Origin of the sequence: Bradyrhizobium sp. (assembly GCF_035309285.1) — a bacterium.
Lineage (GTDB): Bacteria > Pseudomonadota > Alphaproteobacteria > Rhizobiales > Xanthobacteraceae > Bradyrhizobium.
In genome coordinates this window covers 50168-63464 of the sequence record NZ_DATGFH010000072.1, presented here as the reverse complement: position 1 = coordinate 63464, position 13297 = coordinate 50168, and the positions used below count along the sequence as shown (strand labels likewise).

Sequence of the window (13297 nt, the reverse complement as noted above, 5' to 3'; positions counted from 1 at the left end):
CGGTCGCCGGCAAACCAGCCGGGGTGATATCTCTCGTCATGGCGTTGCTCTCCTTTGTGGAATCAGCACCCCGAGCCTACCGGCTCAAGGTGGGCAACGCCGACCTCTTCAGAAATTCAACAGAACCCGGGACATCCCCCGCGGCGGCCGAGTGGAATGATCCTTCAAAACCGGTTACGGCGGTCGGGTCCCTTTCATCGTGATGGCCTCGATCTTTGCATCGCGAACAGCATCCATCGATCGTCTTGGCAGCCCTTCGCCCGTCCTCGGAACTTGACTTGCCTTGGGAAGTTAATCGACTTGGCTGATGGCAAACGAGGAAGCCTGCATGCGCAAGATGACAGCCAAAGAGGCTATCGCCCGCATATTTCCCACTTACGACCGCTCCATGGCCGACCGAGTGCTGCGTTGGCTAGACCAATGCGGCTATCAGATCGTCGAAAAAGACAAGGTCACACTGCTGCCGCCGGACTCAGCCGAAGATGAGCACCGACGTGCTCCGGAATTCCACTAGGCTATTAGAGCGGCCCAGTGGACGCCACCGGGCAGCTGCTTTACATTCGGTCTCCCGGCTTAATGTGCTATCTTTGAGCCGACTACACCAACGGTCGCGTGCTCGTTCGCTGCCACCTGAGGCGCTGGAGCCTCAAGCGGCCACTCACCCTTCGGCGGCAATTCGCGTTCTCGGCTCGGGATTGGATAATTCATCGCGCCTTCGAGAGCTTGGCACGGCGCGAAAAGTGCAGCTACCGACGCGGCCGAGGGCTGCGGACATTGGTCTCGGTCAACTCCGACCAGATGTGCGGACCAGGCAGCCCCTGCTGCAGTCGCCACTATGCACGTCAGAAACGCAATTGAGCTTGAGCCTTTCATGGCGACGGACCTCCATCGCCCCCGCAACAACAATCGCCTGTGTTACGAGTTGGTTCCGCGGCACGCCAAAAGGGGATCTATGCCGATTTCATCCTACCTCAAGGCGCTACGCCAAAAAGTCGGGCACGAACTTATCACCCTGACTGCCGTCTCGATCTCAATTTTCGATGAACAAGGACGTTTGCTTCTCGGCAAGGACGCCGAGATGGGATTCTGGAGCCTCCCCGGGGGCGCGATTGACCCGAACGAGGAACCAGCCGATGCGGCGGTGCGCGAGTGCTTCGAAGAGACTGGCCTCTTCGTCCGGCCCGAAGGCTTGATCGGCGTGTTTGGCGGCCCTGAATTTCTGATCCATTATCCCAATGGGGATGTGGCCTACTACACAACGATTGCGTTTCGAGCGTCCGTGGCAGGTGGCAAGCACGCGCCTCGAGATGGCGAGATGTCAGCCGTCGGCTATTTTAACCAAGCTGAGTGTGAGAGGCTATATCTATCACCGTCCAGCCGGCTTATCTCCGATCATGCATTTGCCGAAGCGAAGCGCCCTTATTTCAGGCAGGCAACATGGAGGCCAGACAAGGAATAGCCCCGGCGTCTGATGATTCATATGCTGCGTCTGCTCGGCTGATTTCTTTAGAGACTGGGCGTTGCTCGCCGGAACACAACGAAATGTGACAGGGAAAAATTCACGATAAAACTCGCTCCGATCGCGAACACTTTTCCAAGCAGCACCGGCATAAAATGTGATGCAATGACTACGGTCGATGTATTGGCCGCAAAGCCCGCCACCTGGGCAAGGACGAACGCAACGTAGTTCCTCACGGATAGTTCACGCCGCAAATCAACGGAAAAGGTTATTTTCGAATTAAGGATGTACGAGCAGGTCACCGCGACCGCCCATGAAAACATGTTGGCTACAATGATCGGCAAGCCAAAGATATAGTATCCCAGTGAAAATATTCCAAGGTCAACCGCGGTGTTGATTAAGCCGACCAAGCCGAAACTCATCACCTTGAACGCGGTCGCGCGTTCCCGCCCACTGCTATGCAGGCGATCAATCAGACCGTGGATTGCAGGCAACACCATTCGAAGTCCCCCGCCCCTAAGTTCTCGCATGCTGAAAAGTAAGTCAAGGCGCGCAAAAATCGATATGAACGCCCTGACCTGTCTTCAGCGAGTTTGTCGCTTTGCAGTCTCGGGATATTACTCACTAAATGGAGCCTGCGATAGATATGCCAGCAGCTTCATTTCTCGGCGCCCTCGAGTGACGGTATCCAAGACCAAGCCAGACGATAGTGACAGCATAGCCACGATCATCAGGCCGGTTGAAAGCACCGCAGTGGGCAGACGGGGCACCAGACCTTCCTCCAGGTACGTGACAAAAATTGGGATCGCCAAGCCGACCGATATCAACGCAAATACGAATCCGAGCAGGCCGAAAAATCGCAGCGGCTTTTCGGAGCGATAGAGCTTTATTATCGTGAACAGGATTCGAAAGCCATCACGCCAGGTATTGAGCTTGCTGAACGAGCCTTCCGGGCGCGCAAAATACGGAGTATCCATTTCGGCGATAGGAAGCATAAGTTCCAGCGCGTGGACAGTGAGTTCGGTTTCGATTTCAAAACCACCCGAAAGTACCGGAAACGATTTTACGAATCGTCGGGAGAATACTCGGTAGCCTGAGAGAATGTCGTTGGAGGACTGACCAAACACATTCGAGAGAAAACCGGTCAACATCCAGTTTCCTGTGCGATGACCGGGGCGGTAGGCTTCTTTATCCCGATCAACGCGCCGGCCTACTAGCATATCGAGGTTCTCGTTTATGAGCCTTTCGATCATCCGTGGGGCGCTAGCAGCATCGTAAGTGGCGTCGCCGTCAACCAACACGTAAACATCCGCGTCGACGTCGGCGAACATGCGCCTGACCACGTTACCTTTTCCTTGGCGACGCTCGTTACGGACCTCAGCACCGGCGGAGCGTGCGGCTGCAGTGGTACGGTCGGAAGAATTGTTGTCGTAGACATAGATTTTCGCCGACGGGAGTACTTGAGCGAAGCCACTAACTACTGTCGCGATCGCAGCCTCCTCATTGAAGCACGGAATAAGGACGGCGATTCTCACTAACGGCAATGTCATTGCTGGGATACCTTCAGCCAAGAGCGCCCACTCGCTTTCCACACAGACCGGCACATCGACAATGCCAGCTTTGGACCAACAACCCAACTACAGAAAGGGCGACGCGGCGCACTTGGCTTTCTTAATCAAGCAGTAGCGAACCGTCCATACTCATCAGTTGATCCGAAAGACCAACCGGCAGCTATTTCGTCTTCCGCGCGACGACACACCAAAACGGCATGCTGTCAGAAAAAGTAATATGGTCGAAGCCAGCCTCGCTAAGCAGTCCGTCTATCTCGGTGCGCGTGAAACGCTTCTCAAGCGATGTGCAAAATCTATCATAGGCATCGGTTCGCATCATATAGAAGCTGCGGTCCTTATAGAATTCAAGTGGGATGGATCGTGATGAGATTCCGAAAGTCTTCAACAGCCTGCAAAATCTGGCAATAGGCCAGTAGACCATTGCGGCAATCACTTGACTAGTCGCCAATTTGAGCCGGTACGGAAACCTGGAAATCAAAAGCCGCGCGACATCTGTAACCCTCCAAACGGCCTGAAACCAAAACGGACGATTGTCGAGAGCATAGTAGAGATAAATCAGAAACGGAGAGCCGGCCTTGAGTTTCGCAGCAATGTGCTTGATGGCGCCAAACGTGTCCGGCACATGATGGAGTACACCCAGGGAATAGGCAAAATCGAGGCTGTCATCGGGGAGCGGAATCTCGCTCACGCTGGCAAGATGGAACGTGACGTTTCCAGTACCGGCAAGGTTCTGTTTTGCGACGGCCAACGCTACAGGACTCGCGTCAAGCAGATGAAGGTGGGCGACTCGCGGAGCAACCTGCACAGCCCATCGGCCAGTGCCGCAACCGGCATCAAGCCCCTCGGCGGCGGATGGCAGAAGGTCCCACGGAAAGAGCCTGAAATATTGATTGAAAATCTGCTGTCGTTCGTCCTCCCCTAGCTCGGAAGGGCCCTGGGTGAAGGTCGACCATTCATGGCCGAATCCATCAGTCACGTTGGTATCAACGTTCCGCAGCGATGACTCCCGCACTGCATCTCCACGAGACAAAGCTGGATCTCACGAGCGCCGGTAGTCGTCCTCGATGCGGATGATGTCATCCTCACCGAGATAGCTTCCGGTCTGGACCTCGATCAATTCCATAGGGATCTTGCCGGGGTTTTCGAGGCGGTGCACGGCGCCGATCGGGATGTAGACCGATTCATTCTCGTGCACGGTCTTGACCGTCTCGTTGACCGTCACGCGCGCTGCGCCGCGCACAACGATCCAGTGCTCGGAGCGGTGATAGTGCTTTTGCAGCGACAGCCGCTGGCCCGGCTTGACGATGATTCGCTTGACCTGGTGGCGGTCGCCATTGTCGACCGACTGGTAGCTGCCCCAGGGACGATGTACTTTGATGTGCTCTTCGGTCACCTGCGGCGCCACGGTCTTCAGTTTCGCGACCAGCCGCTTCAGGCCGTTGGCGTCCTTCTGCCGCGACACCAGCACGGCGTCCTGTGTTGCCACCACCACGAGATCGTCGACGCCTTCGAGCGCGACCAGCGCGCGGTCGGTGGCAACATTGCAGTTGCGCGAATCCTCGAACACCGCAGTCCCCTGGGCCGCGTTGCCGTGACCATCCTTGTCCGACAATTCCCAAACCGCATGCCAGGAGCCGACATCCGACCAGCCGCAGGACACCGGCACCACGGCGGCGCGCGCGGTCTTTTCCATCACCGCATAGTCGATTGAAATCGCCTTTGCGGAGCCGAAGCCTTGCGGATCGAGCGTGACAAAGCCGAGGTCGCGCCCGGCGTTCGTCACGGCAGCGGTGACGGCTTCGACGCTTCCGGGGTCGAATTTGCGGTATTCGTCCAGCAAGACGGAGGCGCGAAACATGAAATTGCCGCTGTTCCAGAGATAGCCGCTCTTTGTGTATTCGGCTGCCGTAGGCCCGTCAGGCTTCTCGACGAATTTCGCGACCGCGCGAACGTCGCCGGTGACCGCCTCGCCCGGGTTTATGTAGCCATATTCGGTCGCCGCGCGCTCCGGCTTGATGCCGAAAGTCACGATGCTTCCGTCCTCGGCAGCGACCAGCCCTTGCCGGCAGGCCGCGATGAAAGCGGCCGTGTCACGGACGACGTGATCGGCGGCAAGCGCCAGCACCACGGCACCCGTGTCGCGCGCTTGCGCAAACGCCGCGCCCGCCGCGATCGCAGGTCCCGAATCGCGCCGCACGGGCTCGAGCAGCACGTCCGCCTCGATGCCGATCTCGGTGAGCTGCTCCAGCACCATGAAGCGGTAAGCGGCATTGGTGATGACGATCGGGCGCTCGAACAGGCCCGCGTCCGAGACGCGCTTGAGCGTGTCCTGGAAGGTCGAGCGCGCGCCGAACAGCGGCAGGAACTGCTTCGGCCTTACCTCACGCGAGGCCGGCCACAGCCGCGTGCCGGCACCGCCGCACATGATCAGGGGAACAATTCGTCTGTTCATCACGCCCTACCGTCAGATCCTGTGATAGTCACGATACCATTTCGCGAAGCGGGCGATACCGTCTTCGATCGGCGTCGCCGGCTTGAAGCCGATGTCGCGTTCGAGATCGGTAACGTCGGCATAGGTCGCCGCGACGTCGCCGGGCTGCATCGGCAGCATGTCCTTTATGGCCGGCCGGCCGAATTCCTTTTCAAGGAGCGAGATGACGTATGTCAACTCCTCCGGATGACTGTTGCCGATATTGTAGATCTTCCACGGCGCCGTGCTGCTGGATGGATCGGGATGAATGCCGTCCCAATCGGGTCGCCCTTGCGGCGGCCGGTCGATCAAGCGAGCCACCGCCTGGCTGACATCATCGATATAGGTGAAGTCCCGGCGCATCTTGCCGTGGTTGAACAGCTTGATCGGCTCGCCGGCAAGGATCGCCCCGGCAAAGAGAAACATCGCCATGTCGGGCCGGCCCCACGGGCCGTAGACCGTGAAGAACCGCAACCCCGTGGCCGGGATTTTGTACAGGTGGCTGTAGGAATGGGCCATCAGCTCATTGGCCTTCTTCGAGGCGGCATAGAGACTGATGGGGTGATCGACGTTATCCTGCACCGAGAACGGCAGCCTGGTGTTGGCGCCATAGACGGACGACGACGAGGCGAACACCAGATGGCGGCAGCCGCCGTGACGGCAGCCCTCGAGGATGTTGATGAAGCCCTCGAGGTTGGCGTCCACATAAGCGTGCGGATGCGTCAGCGAATGACGCACGCCGGCCTGCGCGGCAAGATGGATGACAAAAGGAAAGCGGTGCTGCGCAAACAGCGTTTTCATCGCCTTCCGGTCGGTCAGATTCAGCTTGACAAAGGTGAAGCCAGGGTCGCGCCCGAGAATCTCCAGGCGCGCCTCTTTCAATTTCGGATCGTAATAGTCGTTGACGCTGTCGAGGCCGACGACTTCGCGCCCCGCGGCCAGCAACCGTTGCGCAACGTGGAATCCGATGAAGCCGGCAGCGCCGGTCACGAGCACGCTCTCGTCAGCCATCCTCTCTCCGCTTCAAAGCCGCCAGAGCTCGATGCCCAGAGGCTTCGAGACTCGATCAAGCTTCATCTTGACGTCGAGAACAAGGCCGCTTCCGCCGTCCAGCAGGCGTTGAACGAGCGACCAACCGCCGTCGACATAGCAATTATGCGCAACCGCCAGAATTACGGCGTTCGCAGGCTTCAGTGCGTCAAGTTCCGTCAACGCCACGCCGTATTCTTCGGCGACCGTCGCGGCATTCGCCAGCGGATCGGCGATCTGCACCGCGATGTCGAACGATTGCAGCTCGCGTACGATGTCGATCACTCGTGAATTGCGGATGTCCGGGACGTCCTCCTTGAAGGTGATGCCGAGGATCGTCACCAGATTGCCGCGACCCTTTCGCAACAGGCCGCGAATGCACTCGCGCGCAACCCGCCGCCCCATGTCATCATTGATGCGGCGGCCGGCCAGAATCACTTCGGGATGATGACCGGCCTTCTCGGCGCGATAGGTGAGGTAATAAGGATCGACGCCGATGCAGTGACCACCGACCAGGCCTGGCTGAAAGGGCAGGAAATTCCACTTGGTGGCTGCCGCCGCAAGCACGTCGCCGGTGTCGATATCGAGCGCCTGAAAAATCAGCGATAGCTCGTTCATGAAGGCGATGTTGAGATCGCGCTGGGTGTTCTCGATGACCTTGGCGGCCTCGGCCACCCGGATCGATGGCGCGCGATGAATCCCGGCTGTCACGACCGATCCGTAAACACGCGCCACGATATCGAGCGTTTCGGCATCCTGCGCCGACACGACCTTGGTAATGGTTTCGAACCGGTGCTTCCTGTCGCCGGGATTGATGCGCTCGGGCGAGTAACCGACGCCGAAATCCACGCCCGCGCACAAGCCCGAGTCGCGCTCGAGAATTGGGACGCATTCTTCTTCGACCGCGCCGGGATAGACAGTCGACTCGTAGACGACGATACCGCCCTTCTTCAACGCTCCGCCGACGGCGCGCGAGGCATCCAGCATGGCGCTGAGATCAGGCCGGCGCGCCCCATCGATCGGGGTCGGCACCGTCACGATGAAGAAATCGGAATCGCGCAATGCGTCAACGTCGCTGCTGAGGCTCAGTGAACGTGACTGCAGATCGGCCGCCTCGACCTCGCGCGTACGATCCTGTCCGGCGCGCAGCTCGCCGACGCGCGTCGCGTCGACATCATAGCCGACGACGGGACTGCCACCCCGCGCGAAGGCCGCGGCAACCGGCAAACCAACATAGCCCAGGCCAATGACCGCGATCTTCCGGCCGTGCGACATAAAATTGACAATCCCGGCTTTCACGCCGCCCTTGACGCCACCCCGCCGACTGTTTAGCCACCCTGCGACGGAGACCGCAAGGGGGGTCGGGACATGCGGTGGCGGAGCCTGCGAAAGCCGTCCTTTCGCTCGACCCGGCGCGGCCGTTCAGGGATGCAATCCAGTGGCGTTTTTGAACACGAACAAGCCTGGTCTGAAATGCGCCGGTTTTTGACACTCTCTGGCCGTATTGCCGTATCGCTGGCCCTGCTCTACGTGGCGCTTCGCGGGATCAATTTCGCTGCGATCCAGTCGCGCCTGACCCGGATCAGCCTTGGCTGGATGGGCTTTGCCCTGTTGATTGCGGTGCTGCAGTGTTTTCTCTCCTCGTTGCGTTGGCGCGAAATCTCGGCGCAATGCGCCGCTCCGCTGACAGACCCGCAGGCCTTCCGCTACAACATGATCGGCGCCTTCTTCAACCAGACCCTGCCCTCCTCGATCGGCGGCGACGCGGTGCGGCTGTGGCTCGTCAACCGCACCGGTGCTGGCTGGCGCGCTGCGACCTATTCGGTGCTTACCGACCGGGCGATCGGCCATATTGCGCTCGCGCTCGTGATCGTGGTGAGCCTGCCGTGGAGCTATGGCTTGATCGCAGATGACAAGGGTCGGCTTGCACTGCTTGCGGTCGACGCCGTGGCGCTGGCGGGCGGGCTCGGCTTTCTGCTGGTCGGCCATCTCGACTGGATCTGGCTGAAACGATGGTGGCCCACCCGGCACGTGCAGGCCTGCTCGGTGATCGCAAACCGGGTGCTGTTCGGCAGAAAGAGCGGACCGAAGATTGCGGTCACCTCGCTGTCCGTTCACGTGCTGTCGGTGGTGATTGCCTGGTGTGTGGTCCGCGCGATCGCGGCTTCCGCGGATTTCGAGGAGCTGTTCATGCTGACGCCGCCGATCCTTCTGATCACCATGGTGCCGATCTCGATCGCGGGCTGGGGCCTGCGCGAGGCGACGATGATGATTGCATTCGGCTATGCCGGGCTTTCACAAACCGAAGGGACGGTCGTCTCCATCCTGTTCGGTGCGGTGTACTTTGCCCTCGGCGCGACCGGTGGGCTGGTGTGGATTTTCAGCTCGGAGAAGACTGCGCAGACCATCGAGCTCGCGCCCGTGGAGGACAGCTAGGCGCCTACTGCAGCCGCGCGATTGCCGGGGGCGCACCAGGCGTCGTGCCAGGCCTGTGCCATCAGCACGTTCCACAGCCAATAGCCGTGATTGCAGCGACCCTTGACGTGCTCGTCGACCATGCGCCCGACCACATCCGCATTGAACAGACCCTGCGACTTGAGCCGCGTCGGCGACAAGAGATCGCTCATCCAGGCTTGCAGCGGCCCGCGCAGCCAGTCGTCGATGGGGATGCTGAAGCCGGTCTTCGGCCGCTCGACGAGCTCGACCGGGACGTGCCGGTGCAGCACCTGCCTGACCAGCCACTTGCCACGGCCCGCGCGAACCTTCATGTGCGGCGGGATCCGCGCCGCAAATTCCGCGACATCCTTGTCCAGGAACGGCACGCGGGTCTCGAGGCCCACCGCCATCGCTGCCCGATCGACCTTCTGCAGGATGTCGTCGGTCAGATAGCTCAGCGAGTCCGCGAGCGTCATGCGGTCCAAGGGATCGAGCGCGCTTCCGACCTCCTGCATCTGATCGGTCGACCAGGATGAACTCTCCCTGCCCTGCAGCACGGTCCGTTCCGGATCGCTGTCGATCGAGCAGAGCAAGCGGTACATGTGCTCGAACGAGGTCGCGCCGACAATGCGCGCAAGCTTGCCGGTCTGGTCTCCCGCGCGCCGCACGTTATAGCGCGAAGGCAGGAACGGCTGCGCCCAGCGCGCGATGGTGTCGGCGGGCTCCGGCGAAACGGCACGGAGCAGCGCGCTCAACGCCTGCTTCAACGGCGCCGGCCAGTGACCGACGCGGGCATTGAGACGGCCGGCCCAGACGTGGCGGTTATAGCCGCCGAACAGCTCGTCGCCGGCATCGCCCGAAAGGGCCACTGTGACGTGCTTGCGCGCCAATGCCGACACAAGGTGCGTCGGAATTTGCGAGGAGTCGGCAAACGGCTCGTCGTACATCAGCGGCAGCCGGGGAACGACGTCCATCACAGTCTTCGCATCGACATAGAGCTCGGTATGCGCAGTGCCGAGATGCGCGGCCACCTGCCGCGCGTCGCTCGCCTCATCATACGCCGCCTCGCGAAAGCCGATGGTGAAGGTGCGCACCGGCTGTGTCGCCTGCGCCTGCATCAGCGCCACAATGGTCGATGAGTCGATGCCGCCGGACAGGAACGCGCCGAGCGGCACATCGGACAGGCATTGCCGCTTGATGGCGATCGACAACAGCCGCTGCAATTCCTCGATCGCCTCGCCTTCGTCGCCGATGCGCCGGCCCTGTGCGGCGATGACCTGCTCGCGGAGCAACCAATAGTGAGCCGGTGGCGGCATCGTGCCGGGTTGTATACGGGGTGAGAAAGTCACGAACGATCCGGGCGGAAGCTTCCTGACGCCGGTCCAGATCGTGGCCGGCACCGGCACATAGGCGTAGCGCATGAACGCGGTGAGTGACTCGCGATCGAGCGCCGGCGACCACCGCGGATGCGTTGCGAGCGCCTTCAGCTCCGAGGCGAATACGAGATCGGAGCCGCACCAGCCATAATACAGCGGTTTCTCGCCGAAACGGTCGCGGGCGAGCGTCAGCGTGCGCTCGCTCGCGTCCCAGAGCGCAAAGGCGAACATGCCGATGAAGCGTTGCAGCGACGCCTTTATCCCCCATTGCCTGACGGCATAGAGCAGCGTCTCCGTATCGGAATGCCCACGCCAGTTGGGCGCACCGCCGCAGGCGTCGAGTTCGCGCCGGATGTCGAGATGATTGTAGATCTCGCCGTTGAAGGTGACCGCGAATCGACCGCATTCGCTGCGCATCGGCTGGGCGCCGGCGTCCGTCAGATCGAGAATTGCGAGCCTTCGGTGGCCGAAGGCAACCCCCGCGTTGGCGTTGGTCCAGAGGCCGATGGCATCCGGCCCGCGGTGCGCTAGCGCCTCGGCCATGCGCTTGACCGTGCCCGCAAGCAGCGCGCCATCAGCACCGCCCGGCCGGAACAAGCCCGTTATGCCGCACATGGCCTAGCCATTGACCACGCACCGGCGAGGGCCATCGGACTCAGCGGCCCGATCATCGGCGTCGGTCAGAAACTCGCTTTCATATTTTCTCAGATAGTAAAGACTGGGCCTGCTGGTGCCGTAATAATGCGGCAACGCGAGCTGCTCCTTCCATCGCGACAACAGGCCGCCCGCATCCACCTCCCGCTCGAATTCCGACGACTGTCCGCGGGCCAACGCATCTACTTCTCGTACCACCTCAGTTATTTCGTCGGGCGTGTTGGTGCCCGGATGCGCGCCGCTCCGGCCAAGCACCGCCGCATCAAAAAGGCGCCACCGCCAGGGCGCCGACGTTGACTGCGCCTGCGTCAGCATTTTGCCATCGGCGAGACGCACCGGCTTGAGTGCAAAACGCACATTGCTGTTCCACAGCTGAGCGTCGGTCGTGATGCAGTTCACGATCGCACTAGGAATGCCGAAGCTGATGGCCACGTTGGTCAATCCCGAGGTCGTGCCGATGAAGGCATTTGCGTTCCGGATCAAGCCGATATCCATCAGCTCGGACCTGAAATCACTCAGCGCGTAGTCGATGGTGCGTTCAAGCTCGGGAAGCTTCGGCGAATTCTGGCCACCGAGCTTGATCACCCAACCGCCCCGCTCGGTTATAGAGCGGATGGCATCAAGATAGGACTCAACCGGCGAATTGCGGTGCGTCTGACCGGTGCCGGCAAGTTCGAAATAGTGGGAAGCATCGCGGGTATGTAGGCAGACGTACCAGTCGTCAGGCTTCATCCCGAAATTTTCGCGAAAGCGCTGCATTTTACCTGCGGCTTCCGCCGACGAACCATAAACGCGATCGTACTCGTCCCGTAGTGGGTGGCCGCGGCCTTCACGCTCCCACTGCGCGATGGCAAGTGCGCCAGCCTCCTGCCATGCCATTACCTCGCCGTTAGGCATATGGAATGCATTGAAATTCATTCCGCACCATCGCTGCAGGGACAGAAGTTCCTCGGCGACGAGGTCGGAGACGTTCTCGCCGATGACCAGAACATTGCTGAAACGCTTGAACAGGCGGAAGAACGCCTGGTTGGCGATCCGCCCTGGACGAGTAACTATAAGCGGCCTTCCCGACCACCAGCCGAGCTCACGCATCCGGAATAAAATATCGAGCATGCCGAGATGCCCGATCTGGGTCGTCCATTCTTCCGGAATGATTCGCAATTCGTCGAACGGGATTTCAAGCTCGTCAAGCAGCTGCGCGAGCTCGACCGACAAACCCGGACGCGACAAGCTCCGCAATTGCGCTTGGGCTGCAAGTGCCCGTGCATAGAGGCGAACCCCGATGTCGCCGCGGCCAACGTGAGTTGTCCGCTCGCCAGTGAAATTACAGAGATCGAACAGCCGGCCCGGCGCATCGCAAAGGAAGTCGAGGTGATTCGGTACGTAATCCGAGCCGGGACGCGACGCGAGATTTTGATGCGGCCGTAAAAAGCGAAGCTTGCCGCGATAGGCTCTTGAGAGGCTTGCGAGTGCCGCGGTCTCATCTCCGTCGATGATGTCAAGCATTGCTTTGAGATAGGCGAGATCGGGCACCTTTTGCAGTTCGACCCGCGAAGCGCACGCCGAAGCGATATCGCGCGCCTCTCTGAAAAGCCCCAACTCGAACCGAGCGCGAGCGACCGTAATCGCCCCTTCGACCGATGCCATCTCATCAAACGCGGCAGCAGCGGCCTCCCTGTAGGCGCCGATCCCGAACAGAACCTGGACCCTTGCCTCCGGAAGCCAGCGCTTCAATTTCTCAGAAAAGCGCCAGGTTGGGTGATCCGTCAAGAACGCAACCGCGTAGGGCTGATAGGCAAGGGCCAGGCGCCGACGACCAGGAAACCTGACCTTTTCGCAAACAACGAGCAGCCAAAACACCAACCGCCGGGGCAGAACATCGAGCGCCGCGCCGGCGCAGATGAAGCAGTGATGAATAAGCCGCCGCCGCTGCAACCAGGGCACCGATTTTGTTGCCGACTTCGTGTGGCCGTTTTTCATTTCAGGCCGAACACAGGAAGCAAAGGTTGCAAAAACCTCCAGTTGGCGGGAAGACGTCTGGGTGAGGAACCATCCGGTTCCAACCCATCATGAGCCAACGGCCCTCCGTCACCGCCGAGATCGTTCTTGCGCATCGACATTTCTCGTACCCTCTTTGATTCTCCTTGAGGATCCGCCGACGACGAGGATCGCCAAGACCAAGGTGATCAAATACAACCTTCGAATGGCCGGGACAAGATCAACAAGAAACGAGGCCGGCTTGGGCCACGAAGCAGCCAGGCCGTTCACGCGCTAAACGAGGATCGGCGGTCTATTAGAGCGG

Annotated in this window: 12 protein-coding genes; 4 read left to right on the top strand and 8 right to left on the bottom strand. The window is 60.4% G+C overall.

Annotation, left to right across the window (positions count from 1 at the left end):
• The 3 genes from VKR55_RS13925 to VKR55_RS13915 all read left to right on the top strand — a co-directional run.
• Positions 1–203, top strand: a 203-nt coding sequence (locus VKR55_RS13925; RefSeq protein ID WP_324404158.1) for a hypothetical protein, incomplete at its 5' end; no start/stop codon positions are given.
• A gap of 125 nt (positions 204–328) precedes the next feature.
• The gene (locus VKR55_RS13920) at positions 329–514 is read left to right on the top strand and encodes a hypothetical protein (protein WP_324404156.1); all 186 of its coding nucleotides are present in this window, start codon (positions 329–331) and stop codon (positions 512–514) included.
• Positions 515–871: 357 nt separating this feature from the next.
• Entirely contained in the window at positions 872–1459 is a 588-nt protein-coding gene (locus tag VKR55_RS13915; protein ID WP_324404154.1) for an NUDIX domain-containing protein, read from the top strand.
• 47 nt (positions 1460–1506) lie between these two features.
• Here VKR55_RS13915 and VKR55_RS13910 read toward each other — a convergent pair whose 3' ends face one another.
• From VKR55_RS13910 to VKR55_RS13885, 6 genes are all read right to left on the bottom strand, one after another.
• A complete protein-coding gene (locus VKR55_RS13910) occupies positions 1507–1959 on the bottom strand; it encodes a GtrA family protein (protein WP_324404152.1) in 453 nt (150 codons plus the stop codon).
• A 117-nt stretch (positions 1960–2076) separates the two neighbouring features.
• Positions 2077–3009, bottom strand: coding sequence for a glycosyltransferase family 2 protein (locus VKR55_RS13905; protein WP_324404163.1), 933 nt, complete (start codon positions 3007–3009; stop codon positions 2077–2079).
• Positions 3010–3190: 181 nt separating this feature from the next.
• Complete coding sequence (locus tag VKR55_RS13900; RefSeq protein ID WP_324404150.1) at positions 3191–4006, bottom strand: class I SAM-dependent methyltransferase; 816 nt, start codon at positions 4004–4006, stop codon at positions 3191–3193.
• Positions 4007–4069: 63 nt separating this feature from the next.
• Entirely contained in the window at positions 4070–5482 is a 1413-nt protein-coding gene (locus VKR55_RS13895) for a mannose-1-phosphate guanylyltransferase/mannose-6-phosphate isomerase (RefSeq protein WP_324404148.1), read from the bottom strand.
• Between the two features lie 12 nt (positions 5483–5494).
• Complete coding sequence (locus VKR55_RS13890) at positions 5495–6511, bottom strand: NAD-dependent epimerase (RefSeq protein ID WP_324404146.1); 1017 nt, start codon at positions 6509–6511, stop codon at positions 5495–5497.
• Positions 6512–6523: 12 nt separating this feature from the next.
• Positions 6524–7804 carry a nucleotide sugar dehydrogenase gene (locus tag VKR55_RS13885; protein ID WP_324404144.1) on the bottom strand — a complete coding sequence of 427 codons (1281 nt, stop codon included), beginning with the start codon at positions 7802–7804 and terminating at the stop codon, positions 6524–6526.
• A 198-nt stretch (positions 7805–8002) separates the two neighbouring features.
• Between VKR55_RS13885 and VKR55_RS13880 the strand changes: the two genes are divergently transcribed.
• A complete protein-coding gene (locus VKR55_RS13880; RefSeq protein WP_324404140.1) occupies positions 8003–8965 on the top strand; it encodes a lysylphosphatidylglycerol synthase transmembrane domain-containing protein in 963 nt (320 codons plus the stop codon).
• On the opposite strand, the gene asnB is transcribed toward VKR55_RS13880, so the two are convergent.
• Together asnB and VKR55_RS13870 are read right to left on the bottom strand one after the other, a co-directional pair.
• A complete protein-coding gene (gene asnB / locus VKR55_RS13875; protein WP_324404139.1) occupies positions 8962–10956 on the bottom strand; it encodes an asparagine synthase (glutamine-hydrolyzing) in 1995 nt (664 codons plus the stop codon). The genes VKR55_RS13880 and asnB overlap by 4 nt on opposite strands.
• 3 nt (positions 10957–10959) lie before the next feature.
• Positions 10960–12975, bottom strand: coding sequence for a TIGR04372 family glycosyltransferase (locus VKR55_RS13870; RefSeq protein WP_324404137.1), 2016 nt, complete (start codon positions 12973–12975; stop codon positions 10960–10962).
• Positions 12976–13297: the final 322 nt, after the last annotated feature.